Raw genomic sequence first — 19823 nt, 5'->3', positions numbered from 1 at the left:
CGGACGGCTTTTTGATGCCGGCCCTCCGCTCGAAGGGCCGGAACAGCACGGGGTGCTTAGTTCTTCGTCTGGTCGACGAGCTTGTTCTTCGCGATCCACGGCATCATCGCACGCAGCTTCGCGCCGACCTGCTCGATCTGGTGCTCGGCCGTCAGGCGGCGGCGCGACTGCAACGTCGGGGCGCCTGCCTTGTTCTCGAGAATGAAGCTCTTCGCATACTCGCCCGTCTGGATGTCGGTCAGGCACTGCTTCATCGCCTTCTTCGTCTCTTCCGTGACGACGCGCGGGCCGGTCACGTACTCACCGTACTCGGCGTTGTTCGAGATCGAGTAGTTCATGTTCGCGATGCCGCCTTCGTAGATCAGGTCGACGATCAGCTTCAGCTCGTGCAGGCACTCGAAGTACGCCATTTCCGGCGCGTAGCCGGCTTCGACCAGCGTCTCGAAACCCGCCTTGATCAGCTCGACGGTACCGCCGCACAGCACGGCCTGCTCGCCGAACAGGTCGGTTTCGGTTTCTTCACGGAAGTTCGTCTCGATGATGCCGGCACGGCCGCCGCCGTTCGCCGCCGCGTACGACAGCGCGATGTCGCGTGCCGCGCCCGACTTGTTCTGCGCCACGGCGATCAGGTGCGGCACGCCGCCACCTTGCGAGTACGTGCCGCGCACGGTGTGGCCCGGTGCCTTCGGCGCGATCATGATCACGTCGAGGTCGGCGCGCGGGATCACCTGGCCGTAGTGCACGTTGAAGCCGTGCGCGAACGCGAGCGCCGCGCCCTGCTTGATGTTCGCGTGGACTTCCTTCGCGTACACGTCGGCGATCTGCTCGTCCGGCAGCAGCATCATGACGACGTCCGCGCCCTTCACCGCTTCCGCGACTTCCTTGACCGACAGGCCGGCGTTTTCGGCCTTGCTCCACGACGCGCCGCCCTTGCGCAGGCCGACCGTCACGTTCACGCCGCTGTCCTTCAGGTTCAGCGCGTGTGCATGGCCTTGCGAGCCGTAGCCGATGATCGTGACTTGCTTGCCCTTGATGAGGGAGAGGTCGGCGTCTTTGTCGTAGAAAACGTTCATGATGGTTCCTTCGCTAATTCAAAAAATTCAATAATTCGTTCGGATGGAGTACTGCGGGCCGGGACATGACGGCGCACCCGGCGTGCCTTTTCTGGCTATGTCGGCATCACACCTTCAGGATGCGCTCGCCGCGTCCGATGCCGGAGCTGCCGGTGCGCACGGTCTCGAGGATCGCGCCCGCGTCCAGCCCCTGGATGAATGCGTCGAGCTTGTCGCTCGCGCCCGTCAATTCGATCGTGTAGGTCTTTTCGGTCACGTCGATGATGCGGCCTCGGAAAATATCCGACATCCGCTTCATTTCTTCGCGCTCCTTGCCCACTGCACGTACCTTGATCAGCATCAGCTCGCGTTCGATGTGTGCACCGTCGGTCAGGTCCACCACTTTCACCACCTCGATCAGGCGGTTCAGATGCTTCGTGATCTGTTCGATCACGTCGTCGGAGCCAATGGAAACGATGGTGAGCCGCGACAGCGATTGGTCTTCGGTCGGCGCCACCGTCAAGGTTTCGATGTTGTAGCCGCGTGCGGAAAACAGGCCGACCACGCGCGACAGCGCGCCCGGTTCGTTCTCCAGCAGGACGGAAATGATGTGTCTCATGTTCGCTTCTTCCAGAATGTGTCCGTGTCGATTCACTCGCGCCGCGCGCCGCCGCGTGCCGCACCGCCCTTCGTGAAGGCGGCCGCATCCGGCCAGACGCGCGTCGCGCCGTTACAGATCTTCCGATCCGAGCAGCATCTCGGTGATGCCCTTGCCGGCCTGTACCATCGGCCAGACGTTTTCGGTCGGATCGGTCTGGAAGTCGAGAAACACGGTGCGGTCCTTCAGGCGCAGCGCTTCCTTCAGCGCCGGCTCCACATCCGAAGTCTTTTCGATCCGCATGCCGACATGGCCGTACGCTTCGGCGAGCTTCACGAAATCGGGCAGCGCATCCATGTACGAATGCGAATAGCGCTTGCTGTATTCGATCTGCTGCCACTGGCGGACCATGCCGAGGTAGCGGTTGTTCAGCGAAATGATCTTCACCGGCGTGTCGTACTGCAGGCAGGTCGACAATTCCTGGATGCACATCTGGATCGAGCCTTCGCCCGTGATGCACAGCACGTCGTCGTCCGGATGGGCCATCTTCACACCCATCGCCGCCGGCAGGCCGAAGCCCATCGTGCCGAGGCCGCCGGAGTTGATCCAGCGACGCGGCTTGTTGAAACGGTAGAACTGCGCGGCCCACATCTGGTGCTGGCCGACGTCCGAGCACACGAACGCATTGCCGTCCGTCAGCTCCCACGCCTTTTCGACCACGTACTGCGGCTTGATGATCTCGCTTTCGCGGTCGAACTTCAGGCAGTCCTTCGCGCGCCAGCCTTCGATGTCCTTCCACCATTGCGCGAGCGCCTCGGTGTCGGGGCCATGCTCGGCCGTCTGCAATTGCTCGATCAGCTCCTTCAGCACTTCCTTCACGTCGCCGACGATCGGGATGTCGACCTTCACGCGCTTCGAAATCGACGACGGGTCGATGTCGATGTGAATGATCTTGCGCGGGCGCGACGCGAAGTGCGCCGGGTCGCCGATCACGCGGTCGTCGAAGCGGGCGCCGATCGCGATCAGCACGTCGCAGTGCTGCATCGCCATGTTCGCTTCGTACGTGCCATGCATGCCGAGCATGCCAAGGAATTTCTTGTCCGACGCGCGATAGCCGCCGAGGCCCATCAGCGTGTTCGTGACCGGGTAGCCGAGCAGGTCCGCGAACTGGTTCAGTTCACGCGACGCGTCTGCGAGGATGATGCCGCCACCCGTATAGATGTACGGACGCTTCGCGGTCAGCAACAGCGACACGGCCTTGCGGATCTGGCCCGAATGGCCTTTCGTGACGGGGTTGTAAGAACGCAGCGACACGCTCTTGATCGGCTCGTACTGGCACGGCGTCTTCGAGATGTCCTTCGGGATGTCGATCAGCACCGGGCCCGGACGGCCGGTGCGGGCGATATAGAACGCTTTCTTGACGGTTGCCGCCAGATCGCGCACGTCCTTCACGAGGAAGTTGTGCTTCACGCACGGGCGCGTGATGCCGACGGTGTCGCATTCCTGGAACGCATCCTGGCCGATCGCGGCAGTCGGCACCTGGCCGCTGATCACGACCATCGGGATCGAATCCATGTAAGCCGTTGCGATGCCGGTCACCGCGTTGGTGACACCGGGGCCCGACGTCACGAGGCAGACGCCGACATTGCCGGTGGAGCGCGCATACGCATCGGCTGCGTGCACGGCCGCCTGTTCGTGGCGCACCAGCACGTGCTGAATCTTGTCCTGCTTGTACAGCTCGTCGTAGATGTAGAGAACCGAGCCGCCGGGGTAGCCCCAGATGAATTCGACGTTTTCGTCGGCCAGTGCCTTCATGAGCACGGTACCGCCGATGGAGTCGCTATCGGGAGGGGAAAGGGGTTCCGACGTGGAGAATTCCGCGCTGGGCATGTTCATTTTGACCTTTCGAATTTTCGGCAAAAAATTGATCGGGTGCTCTCTGCCGGGCTTGTGGCTCGGGTTCAAGCGGCGCGTCCAGTTTGAAGGGCGGGCTTCTTGGGCCAGCCTCAAATGAGACCATCACTTCATGTTGCGAATCGCTGACGATAGCGGGTCGTGCTGGGGCCGTCAAGCAAAATATCCCGCAGCGCATCATGCACGCCGCCGGGCGCCCCGCCGGCGCGGCTCGCGCGCAACGTGCAGCGCCCGACCCGGTGCCAAGCCGCGCGAAAATTTGATAGCATCCGCGGGTTTTACGAAATTTTTCGACCTTTTACACCACGCAGCGGGCCGCAGCGCATACCTTCACGGAATGGCATCAGACAAGGAACTCGCCGACTTTCTGGCGGGCGTCGAAAGGCGCGCGTTCAAGCAGGCTGCGTACGCCGTGCGTGACGACGATGCGTCGCTCGACATCGTGCAGGACGCGATGATCAAGTTCGCGGAAAAATACGGCGACCGGCCGTCGGCCGAGCTGCCGCTGCTTTTTCAGCGGATCCTGCAGAACGCGATCCACGACTGGTTCCGCCGGCAGAAGGTCCGCAATACGTGGGTGACGCTCTTCTCGTCGCTGAACAACACCGACGACGACGACTTCGACCCGCTCGAAACACTCGAATCCGCGGACGACAACGCGGGCGTCGAGAGCAGCGAGCACCGCCTCGAACGAGAGCAGGTTCTGGCCCTGATCGACGAAGAAATCCAGAAACTTCCGGCGCGTCAACGGGAAGCGTTCCTGATGCGTTATTGGGAAGATATGGATGTCGCCGAGACTGCCGCCGCAATGGGGTGCTCCGAGGGCAGCGTCAAGACGCACTGCTCACGAGCCACTCATACCCTGGCGCAAGCGCTCAAGGCCAAAGGAATCACGCTATGAGCTCCGCAAACCGAGAACACGAATTCGCGCTGAAGGTGCGCCGTGCGCTGGACGAGCGCGCGGCCGCGCTGCCTGCCGCGACCACCGATCGGCTGGCCGTCGCCCGCCGGGCCGCGCTCGCGCGCAAGAAGCCCGAAGCCGCGACCGCGCCGGTGTTCGTGCCGGCCTTCGCCGGTGCGGCCGGCGCCTACGGCCCGACGCCCGCGAACCGGCCGCCGACGTCGTTCGGCCGCCGCCTGCTGCGCGCATGGCCGCTCGCGTTGCTGCTCGCGGGGCTCGTCGGCATCGCGTACTGGGAAGACATGCAGCGCACCGCCGAACTCGCCGACATCGACGCGGCGATGCTCAGCGACGACCTGCCGCTCAACGCGTATCTCGATCACGGGTTCAACGCGTATCTTTCGCGCGCTCACTAACAGACAATAACGAGGGGATCGTACGGGTGAGTCAGAAGCGCGGCCTGGCCGTATTTTTCGGATGCGTGATCGCGATCGCCGTTTCCTACGTCGCCACGTATCCCCGATTCCACCCGGCCCCCGCGACGACGCCCGTCGCGACCACCAGCTCCGCCGCGCCGGCGTCGGCCGCGACCGGGCTGACCACCGAGCTTCCCCCGCTGCCGATTCCCCTGCCGCTGCCGGCCGCCGCCGGCCCGCTGTCGTGGGCGCGGCTCACGCCGGCGCAGCACGCGGCCCTCGCCCCGTTCGCCGACCAATGGGACGGCTTCAGCGATGCCCGCAAGCGTAAATGGCTGAAGATCGCATCGCGTTTCGCGAAGTTGTCGCCGGATGACCAGAAGCGCCTGCAGGAGCGGATGACCGAATGGGCGAAAATGACGCCCGAGCAGCGCCGCGTCGCACGCGAGAACTACCAGAGCGCGAAGGAGCTGTCCGCGCAGGCGCGCGAGCGCGCGTGGAAGGCCTACCAGCAACTCCCCGAGGAGCAGAAGGAACGGCTTGCCGCCGCCGAACGCCGCCGCAAGCCGAGCGTCGTCAGCGCGCCGCCGACCGTCGCCGACCGTGACGTCCGCCGCCTCGTCAATTCGCACGAACACCCGGCCAGCGGCGCGGCCGCCGCCCCGGCGCCCGCGTCGGCCGGCGTCGCCGTGCAGCCGGTGCCCGCGTCGTCGACGTCCGGCACCGCATCCGCCCCGGCCGCCGTGGCGCCGGTGTCGCCCGCCGACGCGCCTTCGCTGTTCAAGGGTTCCTGAACGGCCGTGGCACACGCCCGCGCGCCCGAAGCCTCGACCGCCGCGCCGTCCGTGCGACGGCGCCTTGCCGCGCTGCTCTACGAAGGCGTGCTGCTGTTCGGCGTCGTGTTCTTCGCCGGGCTAGCGTTCAGCCTCGCGACGCAGCAACGCAACGGCCTCGTCCATCACAACCTGCTTGCCGCATGGATCGCGCTCGTCGTCGGCGCGTATTTCGTGTGGTTCTGGACGCACGGCGGTCAGACCCTGCCGATGAAAACCTGGCGGCTGCGGCTCGAATCGTCGAGCGGCCGGCCGCTGAGCGCCGGACACGCGCTCGTCCGCTACGTGCTCGGCTGGCTGTGGTTCCTGCCGCCGCTCGCGCTGCACCCGCTCCTCGGCCTGTCGGTACCCGTCACGCTCGCGCTCGCCGCCGCATGGATCGTCGTATGGGCCGGCGCCGCCCGGTTGCACGCCGGCCGCCAGTTCCCGCACGACCGGATCGCGCGCACCCGCGTCGTCGCGATACCGCGCTGACGCGCCGCATTCGCCAGACGAAAGCCGCTCGCTCGGCGCCCCTTCCCTCCGGACGGCCTTGCCGGACAAGCTTCGGCCGTTCAGTTCGGCAGATGACGCAACGCCCGCTCATTCACTGCTAAACACGCTTCAACGGCCGTAATAAGAACGTCTCGTGACTGTCATGGCACAGTCACGCCCGCATGGCGGAATGCCGGTAATGTCAACCGGCGCGAGTCATGCATGGGCCAGAAAACGTCCGCGACCTCACTGTTTCGTCACCCCATCGGCGCCCGCGCCGCCACTGCGTTCCTGTCCGGCTCGGGGGCAACCGACGGCGTGGTGTCGCACAAGCCGCCCGTCGCGCACACCACGCAGCACGAGGACCCCGAGCCGTCCGCCCATCGCTACCGCACCATCTGGCTGTCCGACATCCACCTCGGCTCGAGCGGCTGTCAGGCGCCATACCTGCTGGATTTCCTGCGTCACAACGACTCGGAATACCTGTACCTCGTCGGCGACATCATCGACGGCTGGCAGCTGAAAAAGGGCTGGTACTGGCCGCAGGCGCACAACGACGTCGTGCAGAAGATCCTGCGCAAGGCGCGCAAGGGCACGCAGGTCGTCTACATCCCCGGCAACCACGACGAAGGGGCGCGGCAGTTCTGCGATCTCGCGTTCGGCGACATCCAGGTGCGCGGCGAGGCATTCCACACGACGCTCGCAGGCAAACGTTTGTGGATCGTGCACGGCGACCTGTTCGACGGCGTGATCCAGCACGCGAAATGGCTCGCGTACCTCGGCGACACGCTCTACACGCTGATCCTCGTGCTGAACCGCTGGTTCAACCGGATCCGCAGCCGGCTCGGCTTCCAGTACTGGTCGCTGTCGCAGTACCTGAAGCACCAGGTCAAGAACGCGGTCAACTTCATCTCGCAGTTCGAGACCGTGATGACCGACGAGGCGCGCCGCCGCGGCTGCGACGGCGTCGTGTGCGGCCACATCCACAAGGCCGAGATCCGCGACATCGACGGCGTGCTGTACTGCAACGACGGCGACTGGGTCGAAAGCCTGTCCGCGCTCGTCGAAACGATGGAAGGCGAACTGAAGATCGTCTACTGGACGGTGATGCGCACCGCGCCGTCGGAGACCACGTCGCGCAAGGCCAAGGCCGCTGCCTGACACAACCCTACTTACAGGACATGCCGCGATGAAGATCATGATCGTCACCGACGCGTGGGAACCGCAGGTCAACGGCGTCGTGCGCACGCTGAAGAGCACGTCGCGCGAACTCACGGCGCTCGGCCACCGCGTCGAGATGCTGACGCCGCTGGAATTCCGCACGGTGCCTTGCCCGACCTACCCCGAGATCCGCCTGTCGATCCTGCCGTACCGCAAGCTGCGCGCGCGGATCGACGCGTTCGCTCCCGACGCGCTGCACATCGCGACCGAAGGCCCGCTCGGCCTGGCCGCGCGGCGCTATGCGCGCGCCCGCAAGCTGCCGTACACCACCGCGTACCACACGCGCTTTCCGGAATACGTGCAGGCGCGCTTCGGTATTCCGCTCGCCGCCACCTACCGCTTCCTGCACTGGTTCCACGGCCCGTCGCTCGCGGTGATGGCGCCGACGCCGGTCGTCAAGCAGGATCTCGAGAAATTCGGCTTCACGAACGTGGTGCTGTGGACCCGCGGCGTCGATCTCGACATCTTCCGGCCGATGGAGTCGAAGGTGCTCAACACGGCGCGGCCGATCTTCCTGTACGTGGGCCGCGTCGCGATCGAGAAGAACGTCGAGGCGTTCCTGCGCCTCGACCTGCCCGGCTCGAAGTGGGTCGCGGGCGAAGGCCCCGCGCTCGCGGAGCTGAAGTCGCGCTACCCGGAGGCGAACTATCTCGGCGTGCTGTCACAGGCGGAGCTCGCGAAGGTGTATGCTGCGGCCGACGTGTTCGTGTTCCCGAGTCGCACCGACACGTTCGGCCTCGTGCTGCTCGAAGCCCTCGCCTGCGGCACGCCGGTGGCCGCGTATCCCGTCACGGGCCCGATCGACGTGCTCAGCGGCGGCGACGCCGGCGCGATGCACGAGGACCTGCAGGAAGCCTGCCTCGAGGCGCTGAAGATCGAACGCACGACTGCGCGCGCGTGGGCGGAACGCTTCTCGTGGCGCGCGGCATCCGAGCAGTTCGCGTCGCATCTGAAGCCGCTGCCGAAGACCGCGTACTCGCCAGCCGAAGGTGCCGCCGTTTGAAACGAGACCTGAACGACAAGATCCCGCCCCCCGCCGCGACGCCCTCACGGCACCGCCCGTTCGACGAGGAAGAGCCGCACGCCGACGCGGACGTGCACCCGCACGAGCCGCTCGGCCCCGACGATCGCCTCGCGCCGTTGCCGCCGAACCCGTACAAGCGCCACCGCGGCATCACGCGTGCGTGGTTCGCGCTCAAGCATTCGCTGAACGGCTTTCGCGTCGCGATCCGCGAGGAAAGCGCGTTTCGCCAGGAGCTCACGCTCGCCGCGCTGATGCTGCCGATCGGCGCCTTCGCGCCGGTGCCGGCCGCGTCGCGCGCGCTACTGATCGGCTCGGTGCTGCTGGTGCTGATCGTCGAGCTGCTCAACTCGAGCGTCGAAGCCGCGATCGACCGCATCTCGCTCGAGCGCCATGAACTCTCGAAGCGCGCGAAGGACCTCGGCAGCGCGGCCGTGACGGTCGCGCTGTTCGCGTGCGTGACGACGTGGGGCTTCGTGCTCGGGCCGGTCGTCGCACGCTGGCTCGGCTTCTAGGCAATTGTCGGGCGTCTTTCCCGCCACCCCCATGCGGCGCTGCACCATGCGCCGCGCGGGGGCCGCGATCATGAAATGCCCCGATGTGGCGAAACCCCGGTTTATAATCGTCCGCTAGACATAGAACAGCAACCCGCGCCGGACGAATCACGCAGCATCGATTGCAGCGCCCGCCAGTCCGGCACACACAGGGCCGGACGACATGGAAGCGAAACCTCCCCGCCGCACCCGCGAACGGATTCTCGAGTTGTCGTTGAAACTCTTCAACGAGATCGGCGAGCCGAACGTCACCACCACGACGATCGCCGAGGAAATGGAAATCAGTCCAGGCAACCTGTACTACCATTTCCGCAACAAGGACGACATCATCAACAGCATCTTCGCGCAGTTCGAGCAGCAGATCGAACGGCGGCTGCGCTTCCCCGAAGATCACCGTCCGACGATCGACGAAACCTGGTCGTACCTGCAGTACATGGCCGATTTCATGTGGACCTACCGGTTCCTGTATCGCGACCTCAACGACCTGCTCGCACGCAACCGCACGCTCGAGACGCACTTCAAGCAGATCATCAGCCACAAGGTGCGCTTCGCGCACGACATGTGCGAGTTGCTCGTCTCCGATGCCGAAATGGTCGCGACGCCCGCCGAGATCGAAGTCATCGCCACCAACATGGCGGTGATCTCGACGTACTGGCTGTCGTATCAGTACGTGATGCATCCGCGCAAATACAACGACCAGGACGCGATCCGCGAAGAGCTGCACCAGGTGAGCATGCACGTGATCTCGATCATGGCCCCGTACCTGCGCGGCCGTTCGCGCCAGCTGTTCGACGACCTCGTCTCCGGCAAGCTGCCCAAGCGCCAGTTCACCGACTACCTGCCGCCGCGCGACGGTTCGCCGCGTCCGGCCGACAGCCCCGTTGTCACCGGGCAGGCGCCCGCCAAGGACGCCAAGCAATGAAGGCAGTCTGCGTCTACTGCGGCTCGTCGTCCGGCGTGCGGCCCGTCTATGCCGACGCCGCGCGCGCGTTCGGCCGTGCACTCGTCGACGCGGGCCTCACGCTCGTGTACGGCGGCGGCCGCGTCGGCCTGATGGGCGTGATCGCCGACGAAGTGATGGCGGCCGGCGGCCGTGCGGTCGGCGTGATCCCCGAACTGCTCGTCGACAAGGAAGTCGGCCATACGGGGCTGTCGGAACTGCACGTCGTGCCCGACATGCACCATCGCAAGAAAATGATGGCCGACCTCTCCGACGCGTTCGTCGCGATGCCCGGCGGCGCCGGCACGCTCGAGGAGCTCTTCGAGGTCTACACATGGGCGCAGCTCGGCTATCACCGCAAGCCCGTCGCGCTCTACAACATCGATTCGTTCTACGATCCGCTGATCGCGCTGCTGCGCCATACGGTCGACGAAGGCTTCATGCGACCTGCCTATTTCGACGCGCTGTGCGTCGAATCGGAACCCGTCGCGCTGATCGAGCGGCTGCGCCACTACCAGCCGCCCGCCCGCGACAAGTGGGCGCCCGACGCAGCGAAGTGATCCTCACCGGAAACCGCACGCGATGACCGTACCGTTCGACCGCAAGGCAGTCCTCATCACCGGCGCGAGCCGCGGCATCGGCCGCGCGACCGCCGTGCTCGCGGCCGAACGCGGCTGGGACGTCGGCATCAACTACGCGCGCGACGCGGCGGCGGCCGAACTGACCGCGCAGGCCGTGCGCGACGCGGGCGGCCGCGCGTGCATCGTCGCGGGCGATGTCGCGAACGAGGCGGACGTCGTCGCGATGTTCGATACGGTTGCGGCGGCGTTCGGGCGCCTCGACGCGCTCGTGAACAATGCAGGCATCGTCGCGCCGTCGATGCCGCTCGCCGACATGCCGGTCGACCGGTTGCGGCGGATGTTCGATACCAACGTGCTCGGCGCCTACCTGTGCGCGCGGGAAGCCGCGCGCCGGCTGTCGACCGACCGTGGCGGCCGCGGCGGCGCGATCGTCAACGTGTCGTCGATCGCGTCGCGGCTCGGCTCGCCGAACGAGTACGTCGACTACGCAGGCTCGAAAGGCGCGGTCGATTCGCTGACGATCGGCCTGGCAAAGGAACTCGGCCCGCATGGCGTGCGCGTCAACGCGGTGCGCCCCGGCCTGATCGAGACCGAAATTCATGCAAGCGGCGGCCAGCCGGGCCGGGCGGCCCGGCTCGGCGCACAAACGCCGCTCGGCCGCGCGGGCGAGGCGCACGAGATCGCGGAGGCGATCGTCTGGCTGCTCGGCGATGCGGCCTCCTACACGACAGGCGCCCTGCTCGACGTCGGCGGCGGCCGCTAAGCTGACGCGTGGCGCAACAATACGCGCCGCCGAAAACGCCCCGTGGTCACGGCGCCACAAATCTCCACAATTCCGTGACAGTTTCAGTAAACATCCGTAACAATTCCGTGCTCTACTAGCGGTCATTCAGACAGGTGTCTTAAACATCCTGTCCGTTAGCCGGATGTAATCCCTTATCGGTCCCGCCCATGTCGCCGGACCGCCTCGACTCGACCCGAGATCTTTTCCATGCCTGGAACCGCAGCGCCCAGCCGGCGACGCACGTCCGTGCCCGCCCCGGCCGCGCACACCCGCTCGACCGCCGATACCGACGTCCTCGCGACGCTCGACGTCGCCGGCACGCCCGTCGTCGCCTCAACCGCCGCCACGATCAGCGCCCCGCGCGACCGCTCGCTGCTGCTCGGCTGGCGCGCCTGGCTGTTCATCGCCGCACTGGTGTGCGCGTACACGCTGCCCGGTGTGCTCGGCCACGATCCGTGGAAACAGGACGAAACCTACACGTTCGGCATCATCCAGCACATGCTCGAGACCGGCGACTTCGTCGTGCCGACCAATGCCGGCCTGCCGTTCATGGAAAAGCCGCCGCTTTACGCGTGGGTCGCGACCAGCCTCGCGTGGCTGCTGCAGCGCGTGATGCCGCTGCACGACGCGGCGCGCCTGGCGAGCGCCCTGTTCGCCGCGCTCGCGTTCGGCTTCATCGCCCGCGCGGCCCGCGTGGCCAGCCGCGCGGACACCTGGTTCGACCTGCGCGTGCTCGGCCCGGTGGTACTCAGCGCCGGCACGCTCGTCGTCATCAAGCACGTGCACGACATGATGACGGACGTCGCGCTGTTTGCCGGCACGGCAATCGGGTTCTGCGGGCTGCTCGAACTCGTGATGCAGCATGTCGCGCGGGCGCAGCAGATGCGGCACGGGCTGCCGGTGCATCCGGCGAGCCGCTGGGCCGCGCCGGTCTTCGGCGCGGGCGTCGGCATCGCGCTGATGGCGAAAGGGCTGTTCGTGCCGCTCGTGTTCGCTGCCACGCTCGTGTGCACGCTGGTGCTCTACCCGGCCTGCCGCACCCGCTCGTTCGCACGCGCGCTGGGCGTCGCCGCACTCGTGTTCGCACCGTTCGCGCTGATCTGGCCGACCGCGCTGTTCCTGCGCTCCGAAACGCTCTTCATGACGTGGTTCTGGGACAACAACGTCGGTCGCTTCTTCGGTTTCTCCGTGCCCGAACTGGGTGCGGAAAACGACAAGCCATTCTTCGTCCTGCGCGCGTTCCTCACCGTCGGCTTCCCGGTCGCGCCGCTCGCGATCGTCGCGCTCGCCCGCGGCGCATGGCGCGACTGGCGTGCGCCGCGCATCGCGCTGCCGGTGCTGTTCGCCGGCATCGGGCTCGTGGTGCTGCAGGTGTCCGCGACGTCGCGCCAGCTCTACATCCTGCCGTTCTTCGCACCGCTCGCACTGGTCGCCGCGCAGGCGATCGACCGCCTGCCGCGCCGGCTGCATCTCGCGTGGGATTACCTGAGCCGCATCCTGTTCGGCACGGTGGTCGTGCTCGCGTGGGCGATCTGGGCGGTAATGGCCGATCCGGCCGCATCGCGCGCGGACCTCGCGCTGCTCGGCCGCTGGCTGCCGCTCGACTGGACGATGCCGATCCAGCCCGCGCTCGTGACCGGCGCGCTCGCGCTGACGGTCGGCTGGCTGACGCTGCTGCCGAAGCTGCGCACGACGGGGCTGTGGCGCGGCGCGCTGTCGTGGGGCGCCGGCGCGCTCGTCGCGTGGGGGCTCATCTATACGCTACTGTTGCCGTGGCTCGACGTCGCGAAGAGCTACCGCTCCGTGTTCGACGACCTGAACGCGCATCTCGCGCTCGAATGGAACGACGGCGACTGCATGGCGAGCTTGCACGGGCTCGGCGAATCGGAAGCGCCGATGCTGTACTACTTCTCCGGCATCGAGCACACGCCGATCGACGACGCGAAGACGACGCGCTGCACGTGGATGATCGTGCAGGGTGTGCGGGCCGTCGATCCGGCGCCGGGCAGCGAATGGAAGCTGTTCTGGACGGGCGCCCGCCCGGGCGACAACGAGGAATTGCTGCGCGTCTACGTGCGCACGCCCGAACAGCATTTGCAGTGATACAGGATGGCGCGATGCGCCCTCCTGCCCGCCTTCACTTTCCTCTTCGGCATAGGTGGCGGCAATCCGCCCGACCAGTGCGCAGCCTGTGCTGCCGCACCCGCGCCTGCACGAACCCGCAAGCGTCCGGGCGCTAGCCGCCCCGCTCCCTCATCTCGCCCACGCACGGATCGTCAGAACGACGAGCCGGGCTCTCGCAGAAACGCCGTTTCCTCGTCGGTCGACGCGCGACCGAGAATCGCGTTCCGGTGCGGAAAGCGGCCGAAGCGCTCGACGATCGCCGCATGCAGCAACGCGAAGCGGTGATAGCGCTCGCATCCGGCCTCGTCGCGGATGCCCGCGCACAGGCGCACGGCCTCGCGCTGGCTCTCGACCGACTCGTCGTGCTCGAACGGCAGATACGCGAACGCACGGTGATGGCCGCTCGGCAACTGGGCGTCCCAGCCGGCCGCGACGACGCGGCGGGCGAGCGCGAGCGCCTTCGGATCGGCGGCGAACGCGCGCGGCGTGCCGCGATGGATGTTGCGCGAGAACTGGTCGAGCACGACGATCAACGCCAGCGCGCCCGACGGCGAATCGGCCCAGTGATCGCAGGCGCCGTCGCACGCGGCGTCGAACAGCGCGCCGTAACGCGTGCGCAGCACGTCGTCGAACGCGGCGCCACCGTTGAACCAGACCTTGCGGTTCTGCCCGAATTCGGCCGAGCCCGGCTCGCCGAACCAGAAATCGAGAATCTCCCGTGCCTGCGGATCGAGCGCCGCCACGTCCGCTTTCCCGATATCGACCGTCATGCAAACTCCAGTACGAGGCGCCGTGTGCGCGCACTCTTCTTTTCCAGTTTCGCGACCCGCAACCCGCCGATTTCGGACGTGTTGCGCACATGCGTGCCGCCGCACGGCTGCAGGTCGACGTTCTCGATGCGCAGCAGCCGCACGCGGCCGAGGCCCATCGGCGGCTTCACGCTCATCGTGCGCACGAGTTCGGGACGCTCGGCCATTTCGTCGTCGGTGATCCATTCGGCCGTGACCGGATGCGCGCCGACGACGAAGCCCGCGAGGCGCCGCTCGACGTCGTCGCGATCGATCGCGTCGGACGTCGCGAAATCGAGCCGCACGTAGTCGGCCGTCACGCTGCAGCCGTCGACCGCGTACGGCAGCACCGCGCACATCAGATGCGCGGCCGTGTGCAGACGCATGTGCCGGTAGCGGCGCAGCCAGTCGATCTCCGCGACCACGCGCGTGCCGGGGGCGAGCGTCGCGACGCTCGCCTCCTGGCCCGGCGCGGGTACGTGCACGGCGTCGTCGGGCGTCGCGCCGTCGAACTTCGCCTTGCGCGTGTCGGCAATCGCGATCGTGCTGCCGTCGGGCAGCGTCAGCGTGCCGGTGTCGCCGGCCTGGCCGCCGCCGAGCGGATAGAACACGGTGCGGTCGAGCCGGATGCCATCGTCGCCGACGGCCTGGACGATCGCCTCGCATTGCGTGAGGTAGGCGTCCTCGCGAAACAACGCTTGTGTCGTCATCGGGCAAGCCTCGTATCGATGGGGAAAGGGCCAGTGTCGCGCCGGGCGGCACGTGCGCCCAGACGCAGATCGTCCCGCGGGCGGGCAGCGGCGTACCGGTCGATCAACCGGGCCGGTTGCGCATCCAGTCGGCCGTGTCGTAGAACGAATGCATGAGCCGCTCGCGCAGCGGCTCCGGCAACCCGACGTCCTCCATCGCCCACGCCATGCAGCGCAGCCACTGGTCGCGCTCGACCGACGCGATCGGGAACGGCAGGTGCCGCGCGCGCAGCCGCGGATGGCCGAACCGGCTGATGTAGTGGTCGGGGCCGCCGAGCCAGCCGCACAGGAACCAGAACAGCTTGTCGCGCGAACCGTCGAGCGACGCCGGATGCAGCGCGCGAATCTGCGCGAACTCGGGTTCGAGGTCCATCAAGTCGTAGAAACGGTCCACCATTTCGCGCACACGGGCTTCGCCTCCCACGAGCTCGAACGCCGTCGGCTGCGCCGGCGCATCGTCATTCACATCGGTCATACGGATAGTCGGAAAACGGGATCTTCGGGGCCGCGGGCGACGCTCAGGCGTCGCGCAGCGACTGCAGCGCGGGGCGCCGCAACACATTATGAAGGCTCAGCCAGCCGGCCGCACCGGCGCAGACGACACCGGCCGCGATGCCGGCCGGCACGAGCCACGGATCGACGGCGAGCTGGAAGTCGAACACGCGCGACGCGAGCACCCAGCCGACCGCGATCGCGCCCGCCGACGCGAGCGTGCCGGCCAGCGCGCCAACCACGACGAATTCGGCACGCTGCACCGCACCCACCTGCGCGCGCGACGCGCCGAGCGCACGCAGCAGCGCGGCCTCGCGCACGCGCTCGTCGCGCGAGCCGGCGAGCGCCGTGTACAGCACAAGCACGCCGGCCGCGAGCGTGAACGCGAACAGGAACTGCACCGCCCCGACCACCTGCAGCATCATCCGCTGCAACTGCGCGAGGATCGGCGCGACGTCGATCGCGGTCAGGTTCGGGTAGCGCGCGATCAGCGGATCGAGCAGCGCGGCGTTCGAGGCCGGGAGATGGAAACTGGTCAGGTAGACGGCGGGGAAATCCTTCAGCACCGGCGGCGGCATCAGCACGAAGAAGTTGACGCGGAACGAGCCCCAGTCGAGCTTGCGCACGCTGGTGATCGGCGCGTCGACCGTCAGCCCCGTCACGTCGAAGCGCAGCGTATCGCCCGGTTTCACGTTCAGCGTCTTCGCGAGGCCGGCTTCGATCGAGATCTGCGGCGTGGCCGCGGTGCCGAACCAGTCGCCTTCGACGATCCGGTTGTCGGACGGCAACTCGGTCGTATACGACAGGTTGAACTCGCGATCGACGAGCCGGCGCGCCTCTTCGGACGGGTACGCGTCCGGATTCACCGGCTTGCCGTTGATCGCGACGAGGCGGCCGCGCACCATCGGCGCGGGCACCGCGTCGCGCACGCCGTGCGCGGCCAGATAGGCGGCGACATCGGCGCGCTGATCGGGCTGGATGTCGATCAGGAACTGGTTCGGCGCATCGGGCGGCGTCGATTGCCGCCAGCCCGCCACGAGGTCGTTGCGCGTGATCGCGATCAGCAGCAGGCACATCAGGCCGAGCGCGAGCGCGGTGATCTGCAGCGCGCTGGCCGTGCCGCGCCGGTGCAGCGACGCCAGCGCGTAACGCCAGCCCACGCCCGCGGCCACACGCGCATTGCGCACCGCACGCGCGGCGGCGAACAGCACGAGCCGGGCGATCAGCGCGAACCCGACCAGCGCGCCGGCGAAGCCGCCCGCGACGATCAGGCCGAGCTTCAGGTTGCCGGCGGCCACGATCAGCAGCCCCGCGAACAGCACGACGCCGATCGCATACGCGGCCCACGCGGTGCGCGACGCGTCGCCCCACTCGCGCCGCAGCACGCGTACCGGCGGCACGCGCGTGAGTGGGACGAGCGGCGGCAGCGCGAAACCGAGCAGCAGAACGAGCGCGGCGCCCATGCCGATCAGCGCCGGCCACAACGTGGGCGGCGGCAACACGACGTCGATCAGGCTGCCGAGCGCGGCCAGCAGCGCCCAGTGGCCGCCGTAGCCCAGCACCGCGCCCGCGGCGCCCGACACGATGCCGAGGCCGACGAATTCGAGCGCGAACAGCGCGCCGAGCGTGCGGCGGCTCACGCCAAGGCAGCGCATCGTCGCGCAGCCGTCGAGATGACGCCGCATGTAGCGCTGCGCGGCCATCGCGATCGCGACCGCCGCGAGCAGCGCGGTCAGCAACGCGACGAGCGTCAGGAAATGACGCGCGCGATCCAGCGTCTGCCGCACCTGCGGCTGCCCTTCCTGCAACGACTCCAGCCCGACACCGCGCAGCTTCCCGCCGTCGACGCGCTGGTGCGCATACGTTTCGAAGCGCGCAATGGCCGGTGCGTCGCCGGCGACCAGCAACCGGTACGTGACGCGGCTGCCGTAGCCCGTGAGCCCCGTCGCGGCGAGCTCGTCCGCGCGCATCATCAGCCGCGGCGAGAAATTCACGAACGAAAAGCCGCGATCGAGTTCGCGGGTGATCGCCGCGGCGACCGTGAACGTGCGCAGCCCGACGCGCACCGTATCGCCCGCCTTCAGATGCAGCGCGTCGAGCAGCGCCGGGTCGGCCCATACGGTGCCGGGCGCGGGAATCGCGGCCGCCTTCCGCGCAGTGGCGGCACCGGCCGGCAGGATCTCGACCGCGCCGCGCAGCGGATAGCCCGGCGACACGGCCTTCACGGCGGCGAGGCGCGACGGCGCGGCGTCGGCGGCCTGCCCGCCCGCGGCGGCCGCGATCATGCTCGGGAAGATGGCGGTCGTGGCGGTACGCAGGCCCAGCGCGCGGGCCTGCCGGTCGAACGACGGGTCGACGGGGCGATCGGCGCGCACGACGAAATCGGCGCCGAGCATCTGGCGCGCGTCGCGCTCGAGCCCCTGGCGCAGGCGGTCGGCGAGAAAACCGACGCTCGTCAGCGCCGCGACCGCGAGCACCAGCGCAAGAACCAGCAGCGTCAGTTCGCCCGCGCGCCAGTCGCGCGCGGTCATCCGGGCGGCCTGGTGGATCAGGTCGCGCAGGCCGAAGCGGCCCGCATGCGCACGCCCGTCATGGCCGGGTTGACCGGCCGGCGGCTGCGCCGCGTGTTGCGGCCCCTTCAATCGCGTTTCCCTCCGATCGAATTGAGCCGCGACACCATGTGGTTCGCCATTCCGCGAAAACCACCCGACACGCCGCGCCACAGCCGCGGCAGCGCCCACGCCGACGCCGCGATGAACGCGGCGAGCAGCACGAGGAACGCGAGCGGAACGAAAAACGCGAGGACGAGCCCGCCGACCACGAGACCGTCCTCGGTCGACGACGCGACCCAGTTCGAAATCGGTTCGGGAGACAGGTTGATCAGCGCGCGCGTGCCGGCCTTCGCCACGTGCGCGGCGCCGGCGAGCGAGCCGCCGGCGAGCCCGGCGACCGCCAGCATGGTCGGGTCGGCATGGCCGAGCGCGCCGGCCGCGAGCACGGCGCCGGCCGGAATGCGGATGAAGGTATGCACGGCATCCCACAGCGAATCGAACGCGGGGATCTTGTCGGCAAGGAATTCGGTCACGGTGAGCACGGCCGCGGCGCCGATGACCCACGGCGACATCAGCACGGCCAGCGTGTCGGGCAGATGGAGCCAGCCGAACCGCGCCAGCACGCCGGCGATCAGCACCGTCAGGTACAGGCGCAGGCCGCTCGCCCACGCGAGCCCCGCGCCGAGCGAAATGGCTTCGATCATCGCCCTCTCCTTGCACTTTCCGTGCGCTTTGCCGATTGATCGGATCGGGTCGGACAGACCGGCCGCGCGGCGCGTGGCGACCGGCACCGCGTGCCGCGAGCGGCACGACGGGATTCAGGCCCGAATGCGTTCCATTATAGACAGGCTGGGCGGGCGCCCGGCGCAATTCCGCGGTGCGGTATGGCCCCCGGGCGCATGCGCGCCCGGCATCCCGTCGTCAGGCGGCCGACGACAGCTTCAAGCCGACCAGCCCCGCGACGATCAGCGCCGCGCTCGCGACGCGCGCGACGGTCAGCGCCTCGCCCAGCATCACGATGCCGAACACGAACGCGCCGACCGCGCCGATGCCCGTCCACACCGCGTATGCGGTGCCAAGCGGCAACTGGCGCATCGCGACCGCGAGCAGCCCGAAGCTGGCCAGCGCCGTCACGATCGTGAATACCGACGGACCGAGCTTCGTGAAGCCGTCCGACGATTTCAAGCCGGCCGCCCAGGCCACTTCCAGCAAACCGGCGATCAACAACCATACCCACGCCATCTCGACGTACTCCAGATCGGATGGGGCCGTCCCCGTTGAAGCGAATGGCCCGGGGTCGTCCCCGGGCGGCGCCGAGTATAACAAGAGGCTTACGGGCCTGCCGGCTGCCGGGCACGTCGGCGGCCGATGCGGGGCGCGATCGGCCGGCCGCGGTCAGTTCGCCACGCGCTTCGGCGCGCCGCCGCCGACGCAGCGATCGTCGCGGTACAGCGCCCACTCCTCGCACACGCGGCCGTCCTTGAACACGCACATCCCGACCTGCCCGCTCGACAGGTTCCGGATCACGTGGCGACCGCCGAGCTTCTCGCAGTTGACCGACGCGGGATTGGCCAGCGCCACCTGCGCGGGCGGCTGCTGCCCGGGCGGCAACGGCTGGGCGAACGCGCCGGGCGCGACCAGCGCCAGCGCACAGATGACGACCAGACGGACGGACATTGCACGCTCCTCGTTTTCGTTCGCGGAACGGTCAGCATAGCGGGGATTGCGCAGCGGGTGTGCAAGGCCGGCGCCAGTCGAGAGACTGTCGCGCCGGCGCAACCGTGCCGATGCACGGCGTCACGGCCGCATGCGCCGCCGCCCACCGCCTA

21 protein-coding genes are annotated in these 19823 nt (G+C 68.0%); 11 read left to right on the top strand and 10 right to left on the bottom strand.

Translation table 11 applies throughout. From position 1 onward, the window contains the following. Positions 1 to 56: 56 nt before the first annotated feature. From ilvC to HWX07_RS25640, 3 genes are all read right to left on the bottom strand, one after another. On the bottom strand, positions 57 to 1073 hold the full coding sequence (gene ilvC, locus HWX07_RS25650) for a ketol-acid reductoisomerase (RefSeq protein ID WP_006478252.1): 1017 nt from the start codon (positions 1071 to 1073) through the stop codon (positions 57 to 59). Positions 1074 to 1179: 106 nt separating this feature from the next. Continuing rightward, positions 1180 to 1671, bottom strand: a complete 492-nt coding sequence (ilvN, locus tag HWX07_RS25645; RefSeq protein ID WP_006398781.1) for an acetolactate synthase small subunit — start codon at positions 1669 to 1671, stop codon at positions 1180 to 1182. 111 nt (positions 1672 to 1782) lie between these two features. Beyond that, entirely contained in the window at positions 1783 to 3546 is a 1764-nt protein-coding gene (locus HWX07_RS25640) for an acetolactate synthase 3 catalytic subunit (protein ID WP_006478251.1), read from the bottom strand. A gap of 355 nt (positions 3547 to 3901) precedes the next feature. On the opposite strand from HWX07_RS25640, the gene HWX07_RS25635 reads away from it, so the two are divergent. The 11 genes from HWX07_RS25635 (at position 3902) to HWX07_RS25585 (ending at position 13392) form a co-directional block, all read left to right on the top strand. Continuing rightward, positions 3902 to 4465 carry an RNA polymerase sigma factor gene (locus tag HWX07_RS25635; RefSeq protein ID WP_175878127.1) on the top strand — a complete coding sequence of 188 codons (564 nt, stop codon included), beginning with the start codon at positions 3902 to 3904 and terminating at the stop codon, positions 4463 to 4465. Then, on the top strand, positions 4462 to 4881 hold the full coding sequence (locus HWX07_RS25630; RefSeq protein ID WP_011545823.1) for a DUF3619 family protein: 420 nt from the start codon (positions 4462 to 4464) through the stop codon (positions 4879 to 4881). Before HWX07_RS25635 ends, HWX07_RS25630 begins: the two co-directional genes overlap by 4 nt. A gap of 26 nt (positions 4882 to 4907) precedes the next feature. After that, complete coding sequence (locus tag HWX07_RS25625) at positions 4908 to 5675, top strand: DUF3106 domain-containing protein (protein ID WP_175878126.1); 768 nt, start codon at positions 4908 to 4910, stop codon at positions 5673 to 5675. 6 nt (positions 5676 to 5681) lie between these two features. Further along, positions 5682 to 6188, top strand: coding sequence for an RDD family protein (locus HWX07_RS25620; protein WP_175878125.1), 507 nt, complete (start codon positions 5682 to 5684; stop codon positions 6186 to 6188). 222 nt (positions 6189 to 6410) lie between these two features. Then, complete coding sequence (locus HWX07_RS25615) at positions 6411 to 7349, top strand: UDP-2,3-diacylglucosamine diphosphatase (protein ID WP_006478246.1); 939 nt, start codon at positions 6411 to 6413, stop codon at positions 7347 to 7349. Positions 7350 to 7377: 28 nt separating this feature from the next. Further along, positions 7378 to 8412: a glycosyltransferase family 1 protein gene (locus tag HWX07_RS25610; RefSeq protein ID WP_175878124.1), complete on the top strand. Its 1035-nt coding sequence runs from the start codon at positions 7378 to 7380 to the stop codon at positions 8410 to 8412. Next, positions 8409 to 8945 (top strand): diacylglycerol kinase, encoded by a 537-nt coding sequence (locus HWX07_RS25605; RefSeq protein WP_011694335.1) that lies wholly within the window; start codon positions 8409 to 8411, stop codon positions 8943 to 8945. Before HWX07_RS25610 ends, HWX07_RS25605 begins: the two co-directional genes overlap by 4 nt. A gap of 202 nt (positions 8946 to 9147) precedes the next feature. Further along, entirely contained in the window at positions 9148 to 9906 is a 759-nt protein-coding gene (locus HWX07_RS25600; protein ID WP_174432788.1) for a TetR/AcrR family transcriptional regulator, read from the top strand. Then, on the top strand, positions 9903 to 10484 hold the full coding sequence (locus HWX07_RS25595; RefSeq protein ID WP_006478242.1) for a TIGR00730 family Rossman fold protein: 582 nt from the start codon (positions 9903 to 9905) through the stop codon (positions 10482 to 10484). Before HWX07_RS25600 ends, HWX07_RS25595 begins: the two co-directional genes overlap by 4 nt. 22 nt (positions 10485 to 10506) lie before the next feature. Continuing rightward, positions 10507 to 11268 carry an SDR family oxidoreductase gene (locus HWX07_RS25590; protein ID WP_175878123.1) on the top strand — a complete coding sequence of 254 codons (762 nt, stop codon included), beginning with the start codon at positions 10507 to 10509 and terminating at the stop codon, positions 11266 to 11268. A gap of 228 nt (positions 11269 to 11496) precedes the next feature. Then, on the top strand, positions 11497 to 13392 hold the full coding sequence (locus tag HWX07_RS25585) for a glycosyl transferase (protein WP_175878122.1): 1896 nt from the start codon (positions 11497 to 11499) through the stop codon (positions 13390 to 13392). Between the two features lie 173 nt (positions 13393 to 13565). Here the strand turns inward: HWX07_RS25585 and HWX07_RS25580 are convergent, their stop codons facing one another. From HWX07_RS25580 to HWX07_RS25550, 7 genes are all read right to left on the bottom strand, one after another. Next, entirely contained in the window at positions 13566 to 14183 is a 618-nt protein-coding gene (locus tag HWX07_RS25580; RefSeq protein ID WP_175878121.1) for a DUF924 family protein, read from the bottom strand. Further along, complete coding sequence (locus HWX07_RS25575; protein ID WP_175878120.1) at positions 14180 to 14911, bottom strand: alanyl-tRNA editing protein; 732 nt, start codon at positions 14909 to 14911, stop codon at positions 14180 to 14182. The genes HWX07_RS25580 and HWX07_RS25575 overlap by 4 nt, the downstream gene beginning before the upstream one ends. Positions 14912 to 15014: 103 nt before the next feature. Next, positions 15015 to 15425, bottom strand: a complete 411-nt coding sequence (locus HWX07_RS25570; RefSeq protein ID WP_053523778.1) for a group II truncated hemoglobin — start codon at positions 15423 to 15425, stop codon at positions 15015 to 15017. Positions 15426 to 15468: 43 nt separating this feature from the next. Next, complete coding sequence (locus HWX07_RS25565; RefSeq protein WP_175878119.1) at positions 15469 to 18084, bottom strand: FtsX-like permease family protein; 2616 nt, start codon at positions 18082 to 18084, stop codon at positions 15469 to 15471. Beyond that, entirely contained in the window at positions 18081 to 18698 is a 618-nt protein-coding gene (locus HWX07_RS25560; RefSeq protein ID WP_006483514.1) for a DUF4126 domain-containing protein, read from the bottom strand. Before HWX07_RS25560 ends, HWX07_RS25565 begins: the two co-directional genes overlap by 4 nt. A 217-nt stretch (positions 18699 to 18915) precedes the next feature. Continuing rightward, a complete protein-coding gene (gene sugE / locus HWX07_RS25555; RefSeq protein ID WP_124554853.1) occupies positions 18916 to 19236 on the bottom strand; it encodes a quaternary ammonium compound efflux SMR transporter SugE in 321 nt (106 codons plus the stop codon). A gap of 153 nt (positions 19237 to 19389) precedes the next feature. Further along, positions 19390 to 19671, bottom strand: coding sequence for a DUF333 domain-containing protein (locus HWX07_RS25550; protein ID WP_011545832.1), 282 nt, complete (start codon positions 19669 to 19671; stop codon positions 19390 to 19392). Positions 19672 to 19823: the final 152 nt, after the last annotated feature.

The organism is Burkholderia sp. BCC0097, assembly GCF_902832985.1.
GTDB classification, from domain to species: domain Bacteria; phylum Pseudomonadota; class Gammaproteobacteria; order Burkholderiales; family Burkholderiaceae; genus Burkholderia; species Burkholderia orbicola.
Note: the sequence above shows the minus strand (reverse complement) of the source record. Positions and strands in the feature narration are given on the sequence as shown.

Excerpts from the sequence above, each read along its gene's own strand:
- HWX07_RS25580 (WP_175878121.1), bottom strand. The coding sequence starts at position 14,183 with ATGACGGTCGATATCGGGAAAGCGGACGTGGCGGCGCTCGATCCGCAG.
- HWX07_RS25600 (WP_174432788.1), top strand. The coding sequence starts at position 9,148 with ATGGAAGCGAAACCTCCCCGCCGCACCCGCGAACGGATTCTCGAGTTG.
- HWX07_RS25615 (WP_006478246.1), top strand. The coding sequence starts at position 6,411 with ATGGGCCAGAAAACGTCCGCGACCTCACTGTTTCGTCACCCCATCGGC.
- sugE (WP_124554853.1), bottom strand. The coding sequence starts at position 19,236 with ATGGCGTGGGTATGGTTGTTGATCGCCGGTTTGCTGGAAGTGGCCTGG.
- HWX07_RS25560 (WP_006483514.1), bottom strand. The coding sequence starts at position 18,698 with ATGATCGAAGCCATTTCGCTCGGCGCGGGGCTCGCGTGGGCGAGCGGC.
- HWX07_RS25570 (WP_053523778.1), bottom strand. The coding sequence starts at position 15,425 with ATGACCGATGTGAATGACGATGCGCCGGCGCAGCCGACGGCGTTCGAG.
- HWX07_RS25640 (WP_006478251.1), bottom strand. The coding sequence starts at position 3,546 with ATGAACATGCCCAGCGCGGAATTCTCCACGTCGGAACCCCTTTCCCCT.
- HWX07_RS25585 (WP_175878122.1), top strand. The coding sequence starts at position 11,497 with ATGCCTGGAACCGCAGCGCCCAGCCGGCGACGCACGTCCGTGCCCGCC.
- HWX07_RS25635 (WP_175878127.1), top strand. The coding sequence starts at position 3,902 with ATGGCATCAGACAAGGAACTCGCCGACTTTCTGGCGGGCGTCGAAAGG.
- HWX07_RS25550 (WP_011545832.1), bottom strand. The coding sequence starts at position 19,671 with ATGTCCGTCCGTCTGGTCGTCATCTGTGCGCTGGCGCTGGTCGCGCCC.
- ilvN (WP_006398781.1), bottom strand. The coding sequence starts at position 1,671 with ATGAGACACATCATTTCCGTCCTGCTGGAGAACGAACCGGGCGCGCTG.
- HWX07_RS25595 (WP_006478242.1), top strand. The coding sequence starts at position 9,903 with ATGAAGGCAGTCTGCGTCTACTGCGGCTCGTCGTCCGGCGTGCGGCCC.
- HWX07_RS25590 (WP_175878123.1), top strand. The coding sequence starts at position 10,507 with ATGACCGTACCGTTCGACCGCAAGGCAGTCCTCATCACCGGCGCGAGC.
- HWX07_RS25575 (WP_175878120.1), bottom strand. The coding sequence starts at position 14,911 with ATGACGACACAAGCGTTGTTTCGCGAGGACGCCTACCTCACGCAATGC.
- ilvC (WP_006478252.1), bottom strand. The coding sequence starts at position 1,073 with ATGAACGTTTTCTACGACAAAGACGCCGACCTCTCCCTCATCAAGGGC.
- HWX07_RS25610 (WP_175878124.1), top strand. The coding sequence starts at position 7,378 with ATGAAGATCATGATCGTCACCGACGCGTGGGAACCGCAGGTCAACGGC.
- HWX07_RS25630 (WP_011545823.1), top strand. The coding sequence starts at position 4,462 with ATGAGCTCCGCAAACCGAGAACACGAATTCGCGCTGAAGGTGCGCCGT.